General features: G+C 55.7%; 33 protein-coding genes, 1 tRNA gene and 1 pseudogene. 1 reads left to right on the forward strand and 34 read right to left on the reverse strand.

Features of this window, described 5'->3' with window-relative positions; translation table 11 throughout:
* Nucleotides 1–9: 9 nt before the first annotated feature.
* The 3 genes from tig to B4B27_RS00870 all read right to left on the reverse strand — a co-directional run bounded on the left by tig (nucleotide 10) and on the right by B4B27_RS00870 (nucleotide 2,167).
* A complete protein-coding gene (tig, locus tag B4B27_RS00860; protein WP_173366176.1) occupies nucleotides 10–1,269 on the reverse strand; it encodes a trigger factor in 1,260 nt (419 codons plus the stop codon).
* Nucleotides 1,270–1,307: 38 nt separating this feature from the next.
* Nucleotides 1,308–1,387, reverse strand: a tRNA-Leu gene (locus tag B4B27_RS00865).
* A 90-nt stretch (nucleotides 1,388–1,477) separates the two neighbouring features.
* Nucleotides 1,478–2,167: a class I SAM-dependent methyltransferase gene (locus B4B27_RS00870; RefSeq protein ID WP_173382640.1), complete on the reverse strand. Its 690-nt coding sequence runs from the start codon at nucleotides 2,165–2,167 to the stop codon at nucleotides 1,478–1,480.
* A 70-nt stretch (nucleotides 2,168–2,237) separates the two neighbouring features.
* Between B4B27_RS00870 and B4B27_RS00875 the strand changes: the two genes are divergently transcribed.
* The gene (locus tag B4B27_RS00875; RefSeq protein WP_290722741.1) at nucleotides 2,238–3,473 is read left to right on the forward strand and encodes an oligosaccharide flippase family protein; all 1,236 of its coding nucleotides are present in this window, start codon (nucleotides 2,238–2,240) and stop codon (nucleotides 3,471–3,473) included.
* On the opposite strand, the gene B4B27_RS00880 is transcribed toward B4B27_RS00875, so the two are convergent.
* From B4B27_RS00880 to rpsJ, 31 genes and pseudogenes are all read right to left on the reverse strand, one after another.
* On the reverse strand, nucleotides 3,393–4,754 hold the full coding sequence (locus tag B4B27_RS00880; protein WP_290722742.1) for an O-antigen polymerase: 1,362 nt from the start codon (nucleotides 4,752–4,754) through the stop codon (nucleotides 3,393–3,395). The two genes, B4B27_RS00875 and B4B27_RS00880, sit on opposite strands and share 81 nt — an antisense overlap.
* A gap of 18 nt (nucleotides 4,755–4,772) precedes the next feature.
* The gene (locus B4B27_RS00885; protein ID WP_173382637.1) at nucleotides 4,773–5,972 is read right to left on the reverse strand and encodes a GumC family protein; all 1,200 of its coding nucleotides are present in this window, start codon (nucleotides 5,970–5,972) and stop codon (nucleotides 4,773–4,775) included.
* Nucleotides 5,973–5,978: 6 nt separating this feature from the next.
* Entirely contained in the window at nucleotides 5,979–7,151 is a 1,173-nt protein-coding gene (locus tag B4B27_RS00890) for a polysaccharide biosynthesis/export family protein (RefSeq protein WP_173382636.1), read from the reverse strand.
* A gap of 193 nt (nucleotides 7,152–7,344) precedes the next feature.
* Nucleotides 7,345–7,719, reverse strand: a pseudogene (rplQ, locus tag B4B27_RS00895) (50S ribosomal protein L17); the annotation flags it as partial.
* A gap of 2 nt (nucleotides 7,720–7,721) precedes the next feature.
* Nucleotides 7,722–8,696, reverse strand: coding sequence for a DNA-directed RNA polymerase subunit alpha (locus B4B27_RS00900; RefSeq protein ID WP_290722747.1), 975 nt, complete (start codon nucleotides 8,694–8,696; stop codon nucleotides 7,722–7,724).
* A gap of 18 nt (nucleotides 8,697–8,714) precedes the next feature.
* On the reverse strand, nucleotides 8,715–9,143 hold the full coding sequence (gene rpsK / locus B4B27_RS00905; protein WP_173304119.1) for a 30S ribosomal protein S11: 429 nt from the start codon (nucleotides 9,141–9,143) through the stop codon (nucleotides 8,715–8,717).
* Nucleotides 9,144–9,169: 26 nt separating this feature from the next.
* The gene (gene rpsM / locus B4B27_RS00910) at nucleotides 9,170–9,538 is read right to left on the reverse strand and encodes a 30S ribosomal protein S13 (protein WP_072807559.1); all 369 of its coding nucleotides are present in this window, start codon (nucleotides 9,536–9,538) and stop codon (nucleotides 9,170–9,172) included.
* Between the two features lie 9 nt (nucleotides 9,539–9,547).
* The gene (gene rpmJ / locus B4B27_RS00915; RefSeq protein ID WP_088639011.1) at nucleotides 9,548–9,664 is read right to left on the reverse strand and encodes a 50S ribosomal protein L36; all 117 of its coding nucleotides are present in this window, start codon (nucleotides 9,662–9,664) and stop codon (nucleotides 9,548–9,550) included.
* A gap of 25 nt (nucleotides 9,665–9,689) precedes the next feature.
* Nucleotides 9,690–9,908 carry a translation initiation factor IF-1 gene (gene infA / locus B4B27_RS00920; protein WP_173382634.1) on the reverse strand — a complete coding sequence of 73 codons (219 nt, stop codon included), beginning with the start codon at nucleotides 9,906–9,908 and terminating at the stop codon, nucleotides 9,690–9,692.
* Nucleotides 9,908–11,272, reverse strand: a complete 1,365-nt coding sequence (gene secY, locus B4B27_RS00925; protein WP_173382633.1) for a preprotein translocase subunit SecY — start codon at nucleotides 11,270–11,272, stop codon at nucleotides 9,908–9,910. Before secY ends, infA begins: the two co-directional genes overlap by 1 nt.
* The gene (gene rplO / locus B4B27_RS00930) at nucleotides 11,272–11,709 is read right to left on the reverse strand and encodes a 50S ribosomal protein L15 (RefSeq protein WP_173382632.1); all 438 of its coding nucleotides are present in this window, start codon (nucleotides 11,707–11,709) and stop codon (nucleotides 11,272–11,274) included. Before rplO ends, secY begins: the two co-directional genes overlap by 1 nt.
* A gap of 2 nt (nucleotides 11,710–11,711) precedes the next feature.
* A complete protein-coding gene (gene rpmD / locus B4B27_RS00935) occupies nucleotides 11,712–11,891 on the reverse strand; it encodes a 50S ribosomal protein L30 (RefSeq protein ID WP_173382631.1) in 180 nt (59 codons plus the stop codon).
* 13 nt (nucleotides 11,892–11,904) lie between these two features.
* Nucleotides 11,905–12,387 carry a 30S ribosomal protein S5 gene (gene rpsE / locus B4B27_RS00940; RefSeq protein ID WP_290722758.1) on the reverse strand — a complete coding sequence of 161 codons (483 nt, stop codon included), beginning with the start codon at nucleotides 12,385–12,387 and terminating at the stop codon, nucleotides 11,905–11,907.
* A gap of 11 nt (nucleotides 12,388–12,398) precedes the next feature.
* Entirely contained in the window at nucleotides 12,399–12,770 is a 372-nt protein-coding gene (gene rplR, locus B4B27_RS00945) for a 50S ribosomal protein L18 (protein ID WP_290722760.1), read from the reverse strand.
* A gap of 9 nt (nucleotides 12,771–12,779) precedes the next feature.
* Nucleotides 12,780–13,319: a 50S ribosomal protein L6 gene (gene rplF / locus B4B27_RS00950; protein WP_173382629.1), complete on the reverse strand. Its 540-nt coding sequence runs from the start codon at nucleotides 13,317–13,319 to the stop codon at nucleotides 12,780–12,782.
* Between the two features lie 7 nt (nucleotides 13,320–13,326).
* On the reverse strand, nucleotides 13,327–13,722 hold the full coding sequence (gene rpsH / locus B4B27_RS00955; protein ID WP_173382628.1) for a 30S ribosomal protein S8: 396 nt from the start codon (nucleotides 13,720–13,722) through the stop codon (nucleotides 13,327–13,329).
* Nucleotides 13,723–13,734: 12 nt separating this feature from the next.
* Nucleotides 13,735–13,920, reverse strand: a complete 186-nt coding sequence (locus tag B4B27_RS00960) for a type Z 30S ribosomal protein S14 (RefSeq protein WP_014546106.1) — start codon at nucleotides 13,918–13,920, stop codon at nucleotides 13,735–13,737.
* 9 nt (nucleotides 13,921–13,929) lie between these two features.
* Nucleotides 13,930–14,469 carry a 50S ribosomal protein L5 gene (rplE, locus tag B4B27_RS00965; RefSeq protein ID WP_290722773.1) on the reverse strand — a complete coding sequence of 180 codons (540 nt, stop codon included), beginning with the start codon at nucleotides 14,467–14,469 and terminating at the stop codon, nucleotides 13,930–13,932.
* A 2-nt stretch (nucleotides 14,470–14,471) separates the two neighbouring features.
* Nucleotides 14,472–14,771: a 50S ribosomal protein L24 gene (rplX, locus tag B4B27_RS00970; protein WP_290722776.1), complete on the reverse strand. Its 300-nt coding sequence runs from the start codon at nucleotides 14,769–14,771 to the stop codon at nucleotides 14,472–14,474.
* The gene (rplN, locus tag B4B27_RS00975) at nucleotides 14,771–15,139 is read right to left on the reverse strand and encodes a 50S ribosomal protein L14 (protein ID WP_290722778.1); all 369 of its coding nucleotides are present in this window, start codon (nucleotides 15,137–15,139) and stop codon (nucleotides 14,771–14,773) included. The genes rplX and rplN overlap by 1 nt, the downstream gene beginning before the upstream one ends.
* A 21-nt stretch (nucleotides 15,140–15,160) precedes the next feature.
* Nucleotides 15,161–15,415, reverse strand: a complete 255-nt coding sequence (gene rpsQ / locus B4B27_RS00980; protein ID WP_173340348.1) for a 30S ribosomal protein S17 — start codon at nucleotides 15,413–15,415, stop codon at nucleotides 15,161–15,163.
* Nucleotides 15,416–15,432: 17 nt separating this feature from the next.
* Complete coding sequence (rpmC, locus tag B4B27_RS00985; protein ID WP_290722783.1) at nucleotides 15,433–15,624, reverse strand: 50S ribosomal protein L29; 192 nt, start codon at nucleotides 15,622–15,624, stop codon at nucleotides 15,433–15,435.
* Nucleotides 15,624–16,037, reverse strand: a complete 414-nt coding sequence (rplP, locus tag B4B27_RS00990) for a 50S ribosomal protein L16 (protein ID WP_290722785.1) — start codon at nucleotides 16,035–16,037, stop codon at nucleotides 15,624–15,626. Before rplP ends, rpmC begins: the two co-directional genes overlap by 1 nt.
* Before the next feature lies 1 nt (nucleotide 16,038).
* On the reverse strand, nucleotides 16,039–16,698 hold the full coding sequence (gene rpsC / locus B4B27_RS00995) for a 30S ribosomal protein S3 (RefSeq protein WP_290722787.1): 660 nt from the start codon (nucleotides 16,696–16,698) through the stop codon (nucleotides 16,039–16,041).
* A 2-nt stretch (nucleotides 16,699–16,700) separates the two neighbouring features.
* Nucleotides 16,701–17,051 carry a 50S ribosomal protein L22 gene (gene rplV / locus B4B27_RS01000; RefSeq protein ID WP_290722789.1) on the reverse strand — a complete coding sequence of 117 codons (351 nt, stop codon included), beginning with the start codon at nucleotides 17,049–17,051 and terminating at the stop codon, nucleotides 16,701–16,703.
* Complete coding sequence (rpsS, locus tag B4B27_RS01005; RefSeq protein WP_088638998.1) at nucleotides 17,051–17,332, reverse strand: 30S ribosomal protein S19; 282 nt, start codon at nucleotides 17,330–17,332, stop codon at nucleotides 17,051–17,053. The genes rplV and rpsS overlap by 1 nt, the downstream gene beginning before the upstream one ends.
* Nucleotides 17,333–17,335: 3 nt before the next feature.
* Nucleotides 17,336–18,166 carry a 50S ribosomal protein L2 gene (gene rplB / locus B4B27_RS01010; RefSeq protein WP_290722792.1) on the reverse strand — a complete coding sequence of 277 codons (831 nt, stop codon included), beginning with the start codon at nucleotides 18,164–18,166 and terminating at the stop codon, nucleotides 17,336–17,338.
* Nucleotides 18,167–18,168: 2 nt separating this feature from the next.
* Nucleotides 18,169–18,471, reverse strand: a complete 303-nt coding sequence (gene rplW / locus B4B27_RS01015; protein WP_290722793.1) for a 50S ribosomal protein L23 — start codon at nucleotides 18,469–18,471, stop codon at nucleotides 18,169–18,171.
* Nucleotides 18,471–19,091 (reverse strand): 50S ribosomal protein L4, encoded by a 621-nt coding sequence (gene rplD, locus B4B27_RS01020; protein ID WP_290722795.1) that lies wholly within the window; start codon nucleotides 19,089–19,091, stop codon nucleotides 18,471–18,473. The genes rplW and rplD overlap by 1 nt, the downstream gene beginning before the upstream one ends.
* Entirely contained in the window at nucleotides 19,091–19,708 is a 618-nt protein-coding gene (rplC, locus tag B4B27_RS01025; protein ID WP_290722797.1) for a 50S ribosomal protein L3, read from the reverse strand. The genes rplD and rplC overlap by 1 nt, the downstream gene beginning before the upstream one ends.
* A gap of 4 nt (nucleotides 19,709–19,712) precedes the next feature.
* Nucleotides 19,713–20,021: a 30S ribosomal protein S10 gene (gene rpsJ, locus B4B27_RS01030; protein ID WP_173798279.1), complete on the reverse strand. Its 309-nt coding sequence runs from the start codon at nucleotides 20,019–20,021 to the stop codon at nucleotides 19,713–19,715.
* Between the last annotated feature and the right edge of the window lie 72 nt (nucleotides 20,022–20,093).

Below are 20,093 nucleotides of genomic sequence, written 5' to 3' on the forward strand. Positions count from 1 at the left end.
TAACCTCTTTTACTTGGATTCTTCGGCGGCAGGGCGGATACCCACGATGAAGTCCGCTGCCATCTGGACGCGGAGTTCGTCACGCAGCTGGTTGATTCTGCCGCTCTGGCGGAAATGGTTCTTCAGATCTTCGAAGCCGATGTGGTAGGCATTCGCCATCTGCTGCAGGCGTTCGTCCACCTTGGCCTGGCTTGCCTTGAGCTTTTCCTTCGTGGCGACGAAGTCGAGGATGCGGTGCTTCTTGATTTCGCGGATGGCCTCGGGGCCGAGTTCCTTGAGCTGTTCCTCGGTGGGTTCCACGGCGTCCTTCTCGTCCTGCACGTTGCGGTTGAGGCTCCACTTGATGAGGTCGCGTACGCGTGCATTCGGCACCTCGAACGGGTTCGCCTCGATAATCTTGTCGATGGCCTCGTTCACGGCCTTCGTCTTCGCGGCATCCTGCTTCTGGTTGCTGAGGCTTTCGGCGAGGTTGCTCTTGAGCTCTTCCACGTCCTTCACGCCCACCTGCTTGCAGAATTCCTCGTCGAAGGTCGGCGGCACGATTTCGCGCACGTCGGTAATCTCGACGTTGAACTGGGCAGTCTTGCCGCGGTAGCGTTCGTCCTTGTGGTCATCCGGGTACTTGAAGTTGATTTCCTTCTTGTCGCCGGCCTTCACGCCAACGAGGCCCGCATCGAATCCCGGGGAAGCGGATTCGCCGAGGAGGCTGCGGAATTCCTTGTTCTCCGGAAGTTCCTGCTTCTCGCCGTCGATAACGACTTCGATGTAGTTGCCCACCACGACGTCGCCGTTCTTCGCCTCGCGGTCCACGTGTTCGTCCTTGCTCCACATCTGGACAAGGCGGTCGAACTCGGCCTGGACTTCTTCTTCATGCACGGCGGTAGCCGGAACGGTGATACCGGTATCGGCATAGCCCTTGATGTCGATTTCCGGGTCAATTTCGACTTCGACGGTCATCTTGATGCCGGATTCCTTGTCTTCCTTGAACTCGGTCACCTTGAGCTGGCCCACGGGGATGATGTTAGCCTTCTTGAGTTCTTCGCCAATGACCTTGTCGACCGTCTCGTTCACGACTTCGTGACGGATGGCGTCACCGAACTGCTTCAGGACCATGGCCTTCGGAACCATGCCCTGGCGGAAACCCTTGAGGGCGACCTGCTTCTTGTACTGCGCGAGCTTCTTCTCGAAGGGGGCAGCGAGGTCGGATTCGGGAATGGTGACATCGAGGGTGCGCACGGTAGCGCTTGTTTCTTTGATTTCAACGGGCATACAAAACTCCGATATGCTTGTTTTGGTTTGTAAAATTCTGCGAGGGGTGGGAGTCGAACCCACACACCGAAGTACCAGATCCTAAGTCTGGCGCGTCTGCCAATTCCGCCACTCTCGCGTTTCAGCACCCAAAGTTAGAAAAAAAAAGCCAACTAAATTCTCCATTCACTCTATATATCGCCACCAGGGGCGATTTTGTCAACCGGAATCAACCGATTTCTATCACGCCGTAAAAACGCGAAGGAATGGCCTTGGGAACCAGGCCAAGCCTGTTCGCGACCCGCAAGGGGAAACGTACCGCGTAACCCAACGGGCCCTTCAGGTACCGACCGAGCAGGGACAGCGCGAGCGAAGGGAACAAAGGGTCGCCCAGTTCCAGCCGGTAGGGCTTTCCAAAAGAATCCAGCATGGATTTCATTTCTTCGTTGGAAAAATGCCAAAGGTGGTCCGAGACCGCGACATGCGCATACGAAAGCCCAAGACCGAACAGCAGCTCAAAATCATCCGTACACGGGAGCGTAAAAACGACCCGTTTGCGGGCGGCCGCAATCGCAGACCCGAGGAACGCCTTCGGGTCGGGAACATGTTCGAGGACCTCGATCAGCATGACCGTATCCGCGACGCCTTCGCCAACGCTCTCGCCCGGCTGCAAAAGCCGCGTCGAGAGTCCGTTCGCCTCGGCAACCTTCAGGGACTCGGAATTGATGTCGGCAACGACGGTATCGTAGCCCGCCTTGGAGAGTTCCAGGGAATAGGCCCCGCGACCGCCGCCGATGTCGAGGACGGACTTTCCGCGGGTTTCACGGAGCAAAAAATCTACAATCGGCCTGTGAGCTTCACCGGGCAATGCCGGCGGCCCCGGAACGAAAAAAGCGCTCTGACCTTGCAGTTTTCCCATAGGTCAAATATATAAAAAAAGCCTGCCGCAGGCCTACTCCGACAAGTATTTCTTTTTTTATCTTTATCGTGTGCCTCTCGTTCTAAAAAGCATCAAGATTGGCGTGTTCATCGCGTGCGCCAACTTCCTGATTCAGGGAATCTCGTTCCTTGTCCAGAACTTCATCGCACGGAACCTCGGGACATCCGGCTACGGCTTTTTCGGAGTCCTGCAGACGGACTATTCCATCTTCTGCACGATTGCGGATTTCGGCATGGGCACCCTGGTGCTCGCCTTCTTCGGGAACCGGGCCACGAAGGGGAGGCTATTCCAGAGTATCTTCCAGCTCAGGATCGCCTGTTCCGTCGCGGCTGCGATCGCCATGGTCATTTTCGCCATTACGGTCAGGCGCCACCACCCCATCTTCTACGGCGAACTCATTCTGACCCTCGGGCTTGTTTTCCAGCATGCCTTCTTCGACTGGTATTTCATCTGCGGCAAGTTCTGGAAAAAGCTGTTCATCTCCAAGCTGCTGCATTCGATTTCGTATTCCGCCGTCATGGGAGTTACGCTCCTCTATTTCAAGGTTTCACAGATCGAACTCGTCGCGCTTGCCATGGTGCTTGCAGCACTGCCCGCGTTCACCTTCGGCGTCACGCAGGCCCTGAGCAGCAAGCTGCTCAGGCTGACAAGGCGGACCTTCCTCTTCTTCAAGCTGATGTTCAAAGCCGCAGCCCCCTACGCGATCTCGAGTTTCGCCACATGCGCCTACCTGCCCGTCGGCCTCTATGTTGCAGACAAATTCGCATCTGCGGAATTCCTGAGTTCATACAACTTCGGCCACAAGATACTCGTCCTCTGCTCGGGAATCATGGTCCACTTCATTTCGTCGAACCTGGTCGCCCAGCACATGTCCAACGACAAGTTCGTCCATGTCAAGGAAATCGCCATATTCACGGCATTCATCGCCGCCTGTTCCTCGCCGCTGTGGCTGTTCCCCCACCAGTTCCTGCAGTTCCTCTTCTTCGCCGTCCACTGGACTCCCGATTCACTCGAATGCAGCGCGTCGATCCTGAAAATACTTTCCTTCTCGCTCCTTTTCCAGGCAGCGAGACTCTCCATGATATCCACCCTGCTCAAGAACAAGGCGACATGGACCTACGCCATCATCGTGAGTGCGGCAGGGGCAACAAACGTCGTCGCATGCTCGCTCGCGGGAGCGTTCCTCGCGAACCGTTACATCCCGCTATTCGCGCTGACCGGCGACGTCGTCATCACCGTCATTCTCCTGTGCTACTACATCCGCAAGGGAACTCTTCGCTGGTAGCACGCCACGCCCCCTGCTAAGCAGGCACACCAGCGCAAAGAAGAATCCCCAGACCCAGTACATGCTCTGCTTGTATCCCGTCGTGAAGTTCCAGAGGATAATCCACATCATGAACATGCACATGAACAGGACAGGCATGGGAGTCTTGGCCGTAGCCATGTAGCGGTAGTTCCACGAGAAAAAGATCCCGAAGAAGAACGGCAAAAAGAACAGCCCGACCAGGCCGAAATCCTTGTAGGCATCCCACAGGTAGGGAATCGTGTTCAGGCTCTTGATCTTGACCACGCTCTCGTTGAAGGGTGTATCCCAGCCGAAACTCTGCTGCAGGCCGTCCCCTATCTGCAACAGGTGCGTCATGCCGTAGAAGGCGTCGATGCCGTAGGTCCACTCATGTTCCGCGGCATCGACCGGCTTGTTGAACGCATAGTCGAGATTCCAATAGTTGTTCGCCACGTACATGTACGGGAGCAACGCCACCGTCTTTACCATCCCGTTATTCATGAGGTCGTCCGTCGACGAGCCGCCATATTGCCCCTTCAGGGACGCCACGGCCACAAAGAAAACCAGGACGAAGGCGACCGCGACCATGATCAGCTTCCACGAAAACCGCCTGTGCAGATAGTTATACAGCAAGAAGATGAAGCCGATACAGAGCATGTTGATGCCGCGGCTCGGGAATGTCAAGAAACTAAGCACAATCGTGAAAGCCACCATTCCCCTGGACGCATAGCGGACCCACCGCACCGGGTTTATCGACTTGAACGATGCGACACCGAAAAGCCCGACCACCATGGCGCCCGATGTAAAATAGTCCGCGTACTTGAGCGCCGGGCTATCCCCGGAAAGCCAGAACGAAGGGTTGCCCGTCAGGAGCACAAGGTTTCCCGCGACAGAGACAACGCCGGCCACGCCTATGAAGAAATAGGCAAAGGCAAGGAAGCTTAAACAGAAATGCGTGGGCCAGCTATACTTCCCCTGCAGCGACAGCGTCTCGGGCATGCGCGCGCCGCCTTTCGATGTCCACGCCATCTCCGCAAGGACGGCGCCCCCGATAAAGGCAGCCATGCCGCCGCCCCACACGAGCCATGTCGTATACCTGAAATCGGTCATGGCCGGGACAAGCTTGAGGTAGGCGACCCCGAGCATCACCATCTGGACCAGAAAATAGAGAACCGCCGGGCGGAAGTAGTCGCTCCTGCGCGTGGAAAGCACAAGCAGGACAATAGCGGCCAGCGAGAACATCACGCAGGATTCCGGACACACCGCCAAGTTGATATCCATGATGGACCGCCTAGGATGCTACTTGCGCCAGAAGCAGATTCCATGCACGAAGTTGGCCCATTCCGCGGAAGTGCCCGTGTTCTTCTCCTTCTCGGAACGCATGAACTCCAGGAAATTGCACAGGAGCGTCGCCAGCAAAAAGGACATGAACGCCGTGAACATGAGGATAATGCCGCGCCTCGGGAACACTTTCTTGTCGTTTTCCCAGGGCGGTTCGAGCACATGCAGGTTCGTAAGCATCTTGGCCTCCTCGAGCCGCATCTGCTCGCTCTGCTGCCGCAACAGCTTATACATGGCTTCCTGCACACGGATTTCGTTTTCGCGGCGCATGTATTCGGCGCCAAGCTCGGAGGACTTCTGCAAGGCGACCATGCCCACCTTCTCGTGCTTGCCCTTCAGCGTCCCGTTCAGCGCCGCGTTAATTCCCTGGTAGCGCTTGGAAAGTTCCTCGTAACGCTTGCTCTTGCCACGGTCAGCCTTCTCGAAGGACATCTCGATGGACACCTCCTCGCGCTTCGCCTGCAAGGCGCTCAGGTACTTGATCGTCGATTCCAGCTGCACCTCGGGATCATAGAAGTTGTTCTCGACCTGGAACTTCACGAATTCCTTCATCAGCGAATCGAGCGCATGTTCGCAAGAATCCAGCCTGCTCTGGAAATAAATCCTGGACTGCCGCGCCTGGGACGTCTTGAACACGTTGAACGCGGAATCCGCCTTCGTGAGGATAAACGAGACCATCTTCGCCGCGAGCCTGTAATCCTCGTCCTCGACCGAAATCGCGAACATGTCTTCCTTGTTCATCTCGATCCCGAAATTCTTCCGGAACTTTTTCAACAGGTCCGCATGGAACTTGCCGTCGAACTCGTAATGTTCCGCCAGGTTGAACTCGTCGATGACCTGGTTGTGCAGCTCCCACGAATTCAGGATAGTCCACACCGCATTCGCGTCATCGTTGTTCGAAGACAGCCCCAGAATCGAGGAGACCCCGGACATGCCGCCGATCATGGAACTCAGTCCATCCAGCGAGCCCTGTGTCGACTTGGGCGGAGTCACGACCGCCTGCGCGACATACGTCGGCTTGATGACCCACATCACCAGGACAAAGGCCGTAAGCGTCGGCAAGAGCACAATAAAGGCGAACAGCTTGAAATGCTTCAAGTCGCCGTTCAGCAAGCGAAGGCAAATCTCGACAAATCCTACCGAATCCTGTTTTTCCATACGAAGCTACTTGTAATTGACGTAAATGATGAATGCGGACGATACCACCGTGAGGAGCGAAGCGAGGAAAAGGGTAAAATCCTTGAAGGACTCGTAACGGCTCTTCGGCACCTCGATGTAGTCGCCGGGATTGATCGGATCCTCCGTGACGCTCAGGCTGAGCGCTTCCGGGGATTTCCCACGCCACACCTTGACCTGGTTCCAGGAACCCGAAATCGTATTCAGGCCCGCCGCAGCGATATAGTCGATGGCATGCCAGGAAGGATTGTAGTCCACCTTCCCGATATGGTTGAGCGCGCCGCCGACATAGACGGCCATCTCTTCTGCAGAAAACTCCACTTCCGTATTCGGCGAGACAACCGTGCTCTTCATTTCTTCAAGCGGAATCCAGCGCGGCGTCTTGCCCTGTTCCTTCACGCAGGCGGCCTTGTACCCGAAATTGTGCAGGCGTTCCCCGCCGGCAAGTTCAAAGTACTCCTGCAGGGTGCGGCCCTCCTTGTAGGTGACGCTCGTCCTGAATCCCGGAAAAACCATGACGACATTCTCGCCCATCGGAACGAACGGGACATAGATCTGGTCTCCCTGAATCAGCATCACGTCCTTTGCAAAGTCACCCTTCACCGAGACGTCGTTGTAGTTCACGTGCAGGGTGTCGCCGTGGCGGATAATCATCACGTCCTCAAGATTCGCGCGCGAAACGAAACCGCCCACCTGGCGGAGGAAATAGCTCAGGCGCGTCTGGGGCTCCAGGAGGTGCTGTCCGACATTCATCAGTGCACCCATCGCATTCACCTTGTATTTTTTCAGTGCGGCAAGCTGGACGAAGCATTCCTCGCGCTTGAAGCGCTTGGCTGCAAGATCCAGAATCAGTTCACGGGCCTCGGCAAAAGTCTTTCCGCCGACATTCACGGAACCACATTCCTCTATGGCGACAGAACCATCGGGATAAACCTGGACCGACAAGTAGGCATTTTCCAGCATCAGGTCCAAAAAATCACCGGGGCCAAGGATATAGCTGGAATCGACCGTAGCTTCCGCATAGGCCGGGGTCAACGCGACGGAACTGCGCGAAGACGGCCCGTGGTTCCCACCAATCGCCGAGCCGGAAAAAAGATCCATCTCACCTGCAGAAAACGCAAGCGAGATTGTCAGAAGTATAAGAGCAATAAGACGTTGCATGTTTCCATAAGATACAAAAATAGGCACCACCAAAAAAGGGAAAATCAAAAAAAACGGGGCCGACAAACGTCGAGCCCCGTTTTTCTCACAGCAAAGACTAGTTGGCAGACTTGCTCTCGCCTTCGACCATGCTCACGGCATCGGACTTGGCGGGTTCGGCAGCCTTCTTGGCCTTGGCAACGATCTCGTCTTCGACGAGGCCGATGAGGGCCATTTCGGCAGCGTCACCAGCGCGGTTCGGGCCGAGCTTGATGATGCGAGTGTAGCCACCGTTGCGGCCAGCGTAGCGCGGTCCGATGGTAGCGAACAGGTCCTGGAGAACCTTCGGGCTCGTGACGAAGCGTGCAGCTTCGCGACGTGCAGAAAGGTCACCCTTCTTTGCGTAGGTAATCATGCGGTCCACGTTGGAGCGGACAATCTTCGCCTTGTGAAGCGTCGTGCGCACGTAGCGGGCGGACTGCTCCGCTTCCATACCCTTCTCGATGATGGAGGTGGTAAGGGCGCGGAGGATGGCACGCTTGTGTTGGGCGTTAACACCCAGTTTCTTGTTTTTTACACCGTGTCTCATTGTTAATCCTTCAAGTAGTCATCGACGTCCATGCCAAAGGAAAGGCCCATGGAGGTCAACACCTCGTTAAGTTCCACCAAGGACTTCCGACCGAAGTTCTTGTATTTGAGCATATCGTTTTCCTTGTTGCGCACAAGTTCGCCAACGGTATGGATATTCGCCATACGGAGGCAGTTGCTGGAACGAACAGAGAGTTCGAGTTCGTCCACGCGAGTGCGCAGGAGGGTGGCAATACGCTGACGTTCTTCGTCCATCTCCAGCTCTTCGGGGCTCTCGAGGTCGCCTTCGAAGTTGATGAAGATTTCCAGGTGATCGACGAGGAGCTTCGCAGCGTAGGCGAGAGCGTCTTCGGGATCGATGGAACCGTCAGTCGTGATTTCCAGCTCCAGACGGTTGTAGTCCGTCTTCTGGCCAACGCGGGTATCGCTGATGTGCATAGCCACCTGCTGCACCGGGTTGAAGTTCGCGTCCGTGGCGATAACGCCGATCGGAGCGTCCTTGTCCTTCAATTCGTCGGCACGGACGAATCCGCGGCCACAGGAGACCTTCACGTCCATGGAAAGCGATGCGTTCCCGTTCAGGGTCGCGATATGGACGTCCGGGGTCAGGATGACCACGTTCGGATTGTCCATGAAATCCTTGGCCGTGACTTCGCCATCACCGGACATATCCAGGTGCAAAGTTTCGTCATGGTCGGAAAGGAGCTTCACGCGGATGCTCTTCAGGTTCAGGATGATGTCGGTGACATCTTCCTTCACACCCGGGACCGTAGACATTTCCTTTTCAACGCCTTCGATTTTCACGGAGACGATTGCCGCACCCTGCAGGGAGGAAAGGAGCACACGGCGGAGCGCATTGCCAAGCGTGATGCCCCAGCCTCTTTCCAAGGCCTCGACAACGAACTTAGCTTTACGACCGTCTTCGCTAGTTTCCACTTTCTGGAAGCTACGCGGCATCTGAAGTGATTTCCACATCATTGGCGATACCTCTTTGGATTAGACTCTTCTCTTCTTTTTAGGACGGCAACCGTTGTGCGGAATGCCCGTCACGTCTCGAATGGAGAGAACTTCGAGGCCCGCATTCTTGAGAGCGCGGACGGCGGACTCACGGCCACCACCGGCACCCTTCACGCGGACGTCCACCTTGCGCATGCCGAGGTCGAAAGCCTTGTGGGCGGCAGTTTCGGCAGCGAGCTGAGCGGCGAACGGAGTGCTCTTGCGGGAACCCTTGAAACCGGAGTTACCGGGGGAGCCCCAAGCCACGACGTTACCGCGGGCATCGGTGATAGAGACGATTGTGTTGTTGAAGGTAGCGTTGACGCAGGCGATACCCTGGATGTCGATACGCTTCTTGCCCTTCTTGACCTTAACTTCTTCAGTAGCGGCTGCGGCCGGAGCTTCGGCAGCGGCAGCGGTTTCCTTGATTTCTTCTTCAGCCACGACGAATCTCCTTACTTCTTCTTGTTAGCCACAGTCTTCTTGGGGCCCTTGCGGGTACGGGCGTTGGTACGGGAACGCTGACCGCGGACCGGCAGGCCCTTGCGGTGGCGGATACCACGGTAGCAACCGATATCCAAGAGACGCTTGATGTTCAGGGTAACTTCCGCGCGGAGCTGACCTTCCACGGAATATTCGTCTTCGAGGAGATGACGAATCTTACCTTGTTCTTCTTCGGTGAGGTCATCGCACTTCTTGTTCTTGTCGATGCCCAGCTGAGCACAGACCTTGTTTGCGGTGAACAGACCGACACCATAGATTGCCGTGAGACCGTACTCGACAGTCTTGTTCTTCGGCAAATCGACACCAGCTATACGTGCCATACGATCTCCTTATCCCTGCTTCTGCTTGTGACGGGGGTTCTTCGAACAGATGATACGCAATACACCCTTGCGACGGATGATCTTGCAGTTTTCACACCTGGGTTTGATGGAGGCTTTGAGTTTCATAGGTTAGACCTTCTTTTGATACCTATTACTTGTAACGGTAAGTGATTCTCCCACGATTGAGGTCGTAGGGAGAAATTTCTACCAACACTTTGTCGTCCGGCAAAATTCGGATGAAATGCCGACGCATCTTTCCTGAAACGTGAGCGAGAATCTCGTGGTCATTTCCAAGTTTCACACGGAAGAACGCGTTGGGAAGAGCTTCCAACACAACACCTTCTACCTGTATTCCTTCTTCTTTAGCCACTAGGACGCCATCCTGCCGCGAATGCGGCCATGTTTCAAGAAACCTTCATAATTCTTGGTATGCAGTTGGGCTTCGAGTTGACGAAGCGTGTCCAACGCCACACCGACCACGATGAGTACCGAGGTGCCCCCAATATAGAAACTCATATTGAGCGCGTCTTTCAGGTGAAGCGGTCCGACGCTGATTAGAGCGAGGAACAGCGAGCCCGGAAGAGAAATTCGGGTCAACACATGGTCAATGTACTCTGCCGTCTGCTTACCGGGACGCACACCAGGGATAAACCCACCAGACCTCTTCAGGTTTTCGGCAATGTCGTTAGGGTTGTACTGGATTGCCGTGTAGAAGTAGGTGAAGAATATGATGAGGAGAGCGTCAATCACACTGTAAGAAATGTGACCCGGGATGAACATGGCAGCAAAGGACTGCATCGCGGAGACGTTCGGGAACCACGACGCGATCATGGCCGGAATGAACATGATGCACGAAGCGAAGATAACGGGGATCACGCCAGCGGTGTTCACCTTGAAGGGCAAATAGCTGGACTGACCGCCCATGACCTTGTTTCCGACAGTCCTGCGAGGACTTTGGAGTGGAATGCGACGGTTCGCCTGCTCGACGAAAACGATAAAGCCGATAATCACGACCACGATCGCCAGGATGAAAATCTCGATGGCGAGCGGCTGGATCTCTTCTCTAAACATTTCCAGTTCGGCAAAGAAAGCCCGCGGAAGGCCTCCGACGATACCGGCGAAAATGATAAGCGAAATACCGTTGCCCACACCGTGCGAAGTAATCTGTTCGCCCAGGTACATCACGAGCACCGTACCTGCGGTGAAGGTCAGGGTAGCAAGTAAACGGAAGCCGATGTTCCCCGCACCGGTAGCGAAGTCGTCCGCGAGGACGGAAATGCCTGTACCGGCAGCGGCGGAACCCACTTTAAGGGAGGAAAGCCATACGGAAATGCCCCATCCCTGCAAAGCGGCAAGAACCACCGTAAAGTAACGGGTGTACTGGTTCAGCTTGGCGCGCCCTTCCTGGCCTTCCTTCTGTAGCATCTGGATGGCCGGGATAACAGAGCCCATCAACTGGATGATGATGGATGCGCTGATGTAGGGCATGATACCCAGGGCGAAAATCGTCGCTTTCGCAAACGCACCGCCCGTGAAGGAGTCGTACATGCCGAACAAGTTGTTCGAGTTCTTGAAGTACTCCGCGAGGACCGCGGCGTTTACTCCGGGGATAGTGATGTGCGCACCGATGCGGTAGACGATGAGGATGCCGAGCGTGAAGAGCAACTTCTTGCGCAGGTCCTCAATCTTGAACGCATTGATGAACGCATCTATGGCTTTCTTGAGAGCTTCCATTAGACGATCTCGACTTTGCCGCCAGCAGCTTCGATGAGGGCCTTGGCCTTCTCGCTGATGGCGTTAACCTTTACGTTGATAGCCTTGTCGATAGCACCGAACGCGAGAACCTTGACCGGCTTCTCGATGTTGCGGATGAATCCGAGGTCGAAGAGGACCTTGGCGTCGAATTCGGTAGCGGAGACCGCTGCGAGACGCTTCAGGTTCACGATCTGGAATTCGATACCGGCGTGCTTGAAGCCACGCTTCGGGATGCGACGGTGGATCGGCATCTGGCCGCCTTCGAAAGCGACACGGCCGGCCTTGGCACTCTTACGAGCGCCGGCACCCTTCTGGCCACGACCAGCGGTGGTGCCCCAACCGGAACCCGGGCCACGGCCAATGCGCTTGCGCTTGACGACCTTGGCTTTGCCAGGATTGAGAGTATTGAGTTCCATTATTAGATCTCCTCGACCTTCACCATGTCACGCACGGCATTGATCATGCCCTGGATGCTGGGGGTCAAAACGTGTTCAACAGATTGTCCGATCTTGCGGAGACCGAGGGCCTTCACGTTGGCGCGATGCACCGGAAGGCGACGGACGGTACCCTTGATCAAAGTAATACGAACTTTCTTCATGGTGTATTACTCCTTAGGCTTCAAAACCGCGCAGCTTGGCGCAGTCCTGCTTGTTCATCTGGGACATCAGGCCTTCGAGGCAAGCGCTGACAACAGTGCTCGGGTTGGAAGAACCGTGAATCTTGGTGAGGATGTTGCGCACACCGGCGAGTTCGAGAACGGCACGGGCAGCAGCACCGGCGATAACGCCAGTACCAGGAGCAGCCGGCATCAGGAGGATGCGGGTGGAGCCGTTCTTGACTTCGATGTCGTGCGGGATGGTGCCGTCGAGCAGCTGGACTTCGACAATGTTCCTGTGGGCAGCTTCAGTGCCCTTGCGGATGGCTTCGGAAACTTCCTTGGCCTTGCCGAGACCCACGCCCACCTTGCCGTTCTTGTTGCCAACGACAACGAGAGCGGAGAAAGACATACGGCGACCGCCCTTGACGGTCTTAGCGCAACGGTTGATGTGTACAACCTTGTCTTCAAATTCAGAAACTTGAGCTTCGCGTTCCAAAGTGTACCTCACTAGAATTTGAGTCCGCCTTCACGAGCTCCCTCAGCGAGAGCCTGAACGCGACCGTGATAGATGTAACCGCCGCGGTCGAAGACCACGGATTCAATGCCCTTGGACTTAGCGACTTCAGCGACCTGGAGACCGAGCTGCTTAGCCTGCTCCGACTTCGTCATGCTGCCGAACTTGCTCTGGAATTCCTTCGCAGTCGTTGCAACCTGCACGAGAGACTTGTTGTTCGCGTCATCGATAATCTGGGCGACCATGTGAGACAAGGAACGGCGAACGGCCAAACGAGGGCACTCTGCAGTTCCGACAACAGACTTGCGCACACGTTCGTGGCGTGCGATTCTGGACTGGATTCTTTTTTTAGCGATTGCAGTCATAGTTTACCCTTATTTACCTGTCTTCTTACCCTGCTTGCGGCGGATGATTTCGCCTTCGTACTTGATGCCCTTGCCCTTGTACGGTTCAGGCTTACGGTACTTGCGGATTTCAGCTGCAGCCTGGCCGACCTTCTGCTTGTCGATGCCGGAGATGGAAATCTTCAGCGGGTCGACAGCCTTGAGTTCGACGCCTTCCGGAGCCTTGAAAATGACCGGGTGCGAGAAACCGAGCACAAGGTTCAGGTCCTTGCCCTTCTGTTCCACACGGTAACCAACGCCCACGATTTCGAGGGTCTTCTGGAAACCCTTCGTGACGCCTTCGACCATGTTGTTGACGAGGGCGCGGGTAGTGCCATGGATAGCGCGGGTGAACTTCTGATCATCAGGACGGGAGAACGAAAGCTGGTTGCCTTCGAGCTTGATGGAAATGAGTTCGTGGACGTTCGTCTCGAGCTTGCCCTTCGGGCCTTCCACCTTGATGTTCTGACCATTGACGGCGACTTTCACGCCAGCCGGGATATTGATAATAGCTTTTCCGATACGGGACATCGTTACCTCACCAGACCTTCGCGACGACTTCGCCACCCACCTTCTGTTCGCGGGCTTCGTGGTCGGTCATCACGCCTTTAGATGTGGAGATGATAGCAAAGCCGAGGCCATTGCGGACGCGCGGAAGCTTGGCCACGTCAACGTAGTGACGGAGACCAGGCGACGAAATGCGCTGGATGCCTTGGATTGCGGGAACGCCGTTGGTGTAGCGGAGCAGGATCTTGAGCATGCCCTGCTTGCCGTCTTCAACGACGACGAACTTCTTGATGAAACCTTTTTCCTGCAGAACGCGAGCGATTTCACGCTTCAGGTTGCTGGCAGGGATGTCCACCACGGGGAGCTTTGCCTTGCAGGCATTGCGCACGCGGGTGAGCATATCGGCGATAGGATCTGTCATTGCCATTTTATACTCTCCTTACCAGGACGACTTTGTGATACCGGGGATTTCGCCGGCGAGTGCCATTTCGCGGAAGCAAATACGGCAAAGGCCAAAGCGGCGCATAAAGGCGTGCGGCCTACCGCAACGCTTGCAACGGTTATACCCGCGAACGGTATACTTCGGGGTACGCTTGCATTTTTCAATCATTCTTCTGCTTGCCATGGTATTACCTTACTTCCTGAAGGGGAGTCCAAGTTCTTCGAGAAGGGCACGGCCTTCGTCGTCCGTCTTGGCGGAGGTGACGAAAGAGATGTCCATACCGAAAGTACGGGAAACCTTATCGATATCGATTTCGACGAAGATCGTCTGTTCCTTGATACCGAGGGTGAAGTTGCCCATTCCATCGAAACCACGACGGGCGAGGCCACGGAAGTCGCGGACGCGCGGGAGGTTGATGTTGATGAAACGGAAGAGGAAGTCCCACATGTTGTCGCCATGGAGGGTGACCTTGGCGCCGATTCCCAGACCTTCGCGGAGGTGGAAGTTGGCGATAGCCTTCTTGGCGGTGGTGACGACGGCCTTCTGACCGGTAATGGCAGTGAGAGTGTCGGCAGCTTCGTCCAGAATCTTACGGTTCTGGGCAGCGGCGCCCACGCCCATGTTCACCACGATCTTTTCGAGACGCGGGATTTCCATTACGTTCTTGTAGGCAAACTTTGCTTGCAAGGCCGGAACGACTTTTTCGAGATAGAATTGCTTCATCTGGTTCATGGTTACACAGCCTTTCCAGTCTTGACACTGGTACGAACGCCCTTCTTACCCTTCTCGCGGACGATGCGGGTACGGACAGGCGTGTTGCCTTCGAGGAGCATCACGTTGGAAATGGCGATAGGCATTTCCTTCTCGATGATGCCGCCAGTTTGATTGGTCTGGGACGGCTTCTCGTGACGCTTGCGGACGTTCACGCCCGAAACGGTCACCTTGTCGCCCTTGACACTGATCACGGTGCCGGTCTTGCCCTTGTGGGCGCCGGAAATCACCTTGACGTTATCATTCTTCTTGATGTTAGCCATTAGAGAACCTCAGGTGCGAGGGAGATGATCTTCATGTAATTTTTTTCGCGGAGCTCACGAGCCACCGGTCCAAAAATACGGGTTCCGCGCGGTTCACCATCCTTGGTGATGAGAACCACAGCGTTGTCCGAGAAACGAATGAACGTTCCGTCCGGACGAGCGATTTCTTTGCGTGTGCGCACGACGACGGCGTCGGCCACGGAACCCTTCTTCACCTTGCTCTGGGGGATAGCGTCTTTAACGGCTACCTTGATGACATCACCGATGCTAGCATAGCGACGGTTGGTGCCACCCAAAACACGGATGCAGGCGACTTCCTTGGCTCCACTGTTGTCAGCCACGACGAGTCTGGTTTCTTCTTGAATCATAATTCGCCTTACTCCAGAATTTTACTTCTTCTTTTCCACGATACGGACGAGGCGCCAGCGCTTCGTCGCGGACAGCGGACGGGTTTCCATGATTTCCACCAGGTCGCCCTCGCCCGCTTCGTTGTTTTCGTCGTGGGCCTTGAGCTTCTTGGTGGTGGTCATGATCTTGTTGTACATCGGGTGACGCTTGCGGTTTTCGACCACAACCGTGATAGTCTTGTCCATCTTGTCAGATGAAACAACACCCTGCTTGACTTTACGAAGGTTTCTATCCATTTCCTGCTCCTGCCGGCTTATGCCTTGGCCTTTTCGCTGAGGATGGTCTTGATACGGGCGATGTCCTTGCGGGTCGCACGGATCACAGAGGGTTTTTCCAAATTACCGAGCTTCGCAGTCATGCGGTAATTGAACAAATCGAGATTCAACTGAGCCAGTTTTTCCTTGAGCTGGTCAACGCCCAGTTCCTTCAATTCACGTGCTTTCATTAGATCTCCGATTCTTCGATGATTTTGCATTTGAGGGGGAGCTTCTGCGAGGCGACATGGAGGGCTTCCATGGCGAGTTCGCGTTCGACACCGCCCATTTCGAAAATGATACGGCCCGGGAGGATCACGGCGACCCAGAATTCCACGGCGCCCTTACCCTTACCCATACGGGCTTCGGCAGGGTGACGGGTGATGGGCTTGTCGGGGAACACGCGGATCCACACGCGACCGCCGCGCTTGATCTTACGGGTCATGGCGATACGAGCCGCTTCGATCTGGCGAGCCGTCAGCCAGCACTTTTCAAGAGCCTGAATGCCGAATTCGCCGAAGGCCATGGTATTGCCGCGGGAAGCGACACCCTTCATGCGGCCTTTCATCTGCTTACGATGTAATGTTCTTTTAGGACTCAGCATATTACTTCTCTCTCTTGTTGTCGTTCATGACGTCCTTGCCGATCTTTTCGCCGTGCATGATCCACACCTTGATACCGATGGCACCATAGACGGTCTTAGCAATGGAAGTCGCGTAGTCGATGTCGGCACGGAGAGTGTGCAGAGGCACGCGGCCTTCGGCATACTTCTCAACGCGGGCGATTTCGGCACCGCCGAGGCGGCCACCGCACTGCACCTTGATGCCTTCCACACCCATGCGCATGGCGCTCTGGATGGCGCGCTTCATAGCGCGACGGAAGGAAATACGCTTTTCGAGCTGACGGGCGATGTTTTCGGCGACGAGCTTAGCATCCGTTTCCGGGCGCTTGATCTCGTGGACGCTGATAAAGATTTCCTTACCGGTGAGGAACTGGAGTTCGCCCTTGACGCGTTCCAGCTCTTCGCCCTTCTTACCGATGACGATACCCGGGCGGGCGGTAAAGAGGTTCACGTTCACCTTCTTGACGGTGCGTTCGATGCCGACCTTGGAGAGGGAGGCATGTTCGAAACGCTTCATCAGGTAGCGACGGAGCACGATGTCTTCATAGAGAAGATCGGCAAAGTTGTCTTCGGCATACCACTTGGATTCCCAACCGCGGATAACGCCAAGACGAAGACCATTGGGATGAGTTTTGTGACCCATTGTTATTTCTCCTTGTCTGCGACGACGACGGTGATGTGGGAGAGCGGCTTCTCGATACGGAAGGCGCGACCCTGGGAACGCGGGTGGATACGCTTCATGATGGTGCCACCATCGGCAGTGATAGTCTTGACCACGAGTTCCTCGGCGGAAACCGGGGCGGCAGACTTCTGCTTGAAGTTGGCGACAGCGGACTTGAGGGCGTTCTCGACGAGCGGGGCACCCTTGGTCTGCGTGTGCAGGATGGAGAGCATCGCGAAGGCTTCGTCGACGGACTTGCCACGGACGAGGTCGACAACGCGACGGAGCTTGCGAACGCCGTAGCGGACGTTTTTCACTTTAGCAACAGCTTGCATTATTTCTTGCCTCCAGCAGTTTCGGTCTTGCGATGGCCACGGAACGTACGAGTCATAGCGAATTCGCCGAGCTTATGGCCAACCATGTTTTCGGAGACATAGACCGGCAGGAACTGCTTGCCGTTGTACACGGAGAACGTAAGTCCGACCATGTCCGGAACGATTGTGGAACGACGGGACCAGGTCTTGATCGGCTGCTTCTTGTCGGAGCCAGCCATAGCCTGGGCTTTGCTGAGAACGTGGGAATCCACGAACGCACCTTTCTTAAGGGATCTCGACATGAATTAGGCCCTCTTCTGACGACGGCGCACGATGTACTTATCGGTACGCTTATTGTTACGAGTTTTGGCACCCTTGGAGTTCTTGCCCCAGGGAGAGCACGGATGACGACCACCAGAGGTACGTCCTTCACCACCACCGAGCGGGTGGTCGACCGGGTTCATCACGACACCGCGGACGGAGGGACGCTTGCCGAGCCAGCGGGAACGACCGGCAGAGCCCGAGGATTCATTCATGTGGTCGATGTTGGAAACCTGGCCCACGACAGCGAGGCAGTCTTCGGAGATGAAGCGAACTTCACCGCTCGGAAGCTTGACCTGGCAGAGCTTGCCATCCTTAGCAACGAGTTCGGCAGCGGCACCGGCGGAGCGGACCAGCTGTGCACCCTTGCCGGGCTTGAGCTCAATGTTATGGATCATGGTGTTCAGCGGAATATCGCGGATCGGGAGAGCGTTACCGATGCGGAACTCGGCACCTTCGCCGGAGTTCAGCACGTCGCCGACCTTGATGTCGGCCGGGGCGACGATGTAGCAGCGCTTGCCGTTCTGGTACTTGACCAGGGCGATACGTGCGGAACGGTTCGGATCGTACTCGATCGTCTCGACAGTGCAGGGGATACCCGCAAACTTGCGCTTGAAGTCGATGATACGGTACAGCTTCTTGTGACCACCACCGCGACGGCGGGAAGTGATTTCACCGACGTTGTTACGGCCGGAGCTGCTCTTGATGCCCTCAGTGAGGGGCTTGTACGGCTTTTCCGCAGTGATTTCCTTGCGGTCACCAATCTGCTTGTAACGCAGAGTCGGGGTAAGCGGGCGATAAGATTTCAGACCCATGATTATACTCCTTCGAACTCGGCAATCTTTTGCCCGGCCTTCAGTGTGATGTAGGCCTTCTTCCAGTTGGGTTTCTTGCCAGCAGCCATGCGCCTGCGAACAATCTTGCCGCGGTTGATCAACGTGTTGACCGAAGCGACCTTCACATCAAAACGCTTTTCGATAGCGGCCTTGATGTCGTCCTTGCTAGCGTCCAAGGCAACCTTGAAAACATACTTGTGCACATCGTTACGCGGATTCACCATGTTCTTCATGGTTTCTTCGGTCACGTGCGGAGCAATGAGGATTTCGTGAATTTCCTTCATTAGCGGCCTCCTTCAAGTTCCGCGAGAGCGGCCTGAGAGATGACAACGTTGTTTGCACGGACGATGTCGTAGGTGTTGACATCTTCAACGCGGGCGCAACGGCACCAAGGAATGTTGTTAGAGGAGAGGTAAAGGTTCTGATCCTTCACGCTCACGACAAAGAGAACGTTGCGCTGTTCGATACCGGACTTGGTAAGAACGGCGAGCAGGTCCTTGGTCTTCGGGGCATCGAAGCTGAGGGCTTCGAACACCTGGACCTTTCCTTCCTTGGCCTTGTCGGCGAGGGCGGAACGGAACGCGATCTTCTTGACCTTCTTGTTCACCTTTTCGAAGTAGTCGTGGGACTTCGGACCGTGGGCCTTCGCACCACGCACCCACACGGCGGAGGTGTTCTGACCGGCACGGGCGCGACCAGTACCCTTCTGCTTCCACGGCTTCTGGCCACCGCCGCTAACTTCACCCTTGGTCTTGGTCTTGGCGGTGCCCTGGCGGTTGTTGTTCAGGATAGCCTTGATGTGAAGGTACATGCAGACCTTGTTGACTTCCTGGTCGAACATAGCCGGGAGCTGGATATCATTCTTAAAATCGCCTGTTGCGGCGAAAAGCTTTGCACTAGCCATTAGTCTTTCCTCACCACGATAATGCTGTTCTTCGGGCCCGGGACAGCGCCGCGGACGAAGATCAGGTTGCGGTCGCCATCAACTTTGACGACCTGGAGGTGCTTGACGGTCACTTTCTTGTTGCCGTATTGACCAGGCATACGCTTGCCCGGGAACACGCGGCCCGGATAGGAGTGAGCGGAGGTACCGCCCGGTTCACGCATGTTGTGCGTGCCATGGGAGCGGGGACCGCTGTGGAAACCGTGGCGCTTGATGGCACCAGAGAAACCGTGACCCTTGGAAATGCCGGAAACGTTCACCATCTTTGCATCGGCGAAGTCAGCGGCACCGAATTCCTTGCCAACCGGCCAGGATTCGAGATCAGCTACGTCAAATTCGGCGAGGTGTTCACGAACAGCAACGTCAGCCTTCTTGAAGTGGCCGATTTCAGCCTTGTTGGCACGCTGTTCCTTCTTGAGACCAAAGCCGATCTGGACGGCAGTGTAACCGTCCTTTTCTTCTGTCTTGTGGCAAACGACCACGCACGGACCGGCTTCGAGAACCGTTACAGGGACGCATTCGCCCTGTTCCGTGAACACTTGGGTCATTCCCAACTTCTTTGCGAGAATACCGTTCATTGTATTAGACCTTAATTTCGACTTCGACACCAGCCGGCAAGTCAAGTTTCATGAGGGAATCAACAGTTTGCGGCGTAGCGTCGAGGATGTCGATCAGACGCTTGTGCGTACGGGATTCAAACTGTTCACGAGAAGTCTTGTCGATATGCGGAGAGCGGAGCACCGTATACTTCTGGACTTTCGTCGGGAGGGGGATGGGTCCCGCAATGCGGGCACCCGTTTGCTTAGCTGTATTCACGATGTCTTGAGCAGAGCGGTCGATCATACGATGGTCGAAGCTCTTCAAGCGAATACGGATGCGTTCACCAGCCATGATTATTCCTTACTTGATGATTTCGGTGACGGAGCCAGCACCAACAGTACGGCCACCTTCGCGGATAGCGAA

This window comes from Fibrobacter sp. UBA2449 (assembly GCF_002342555.1).
Lineage (GTDB): Bacteria > Fibrobacterota > Fibrobacteria > Fibrobacterales > Fibrobacteraceae > Fibrobacter.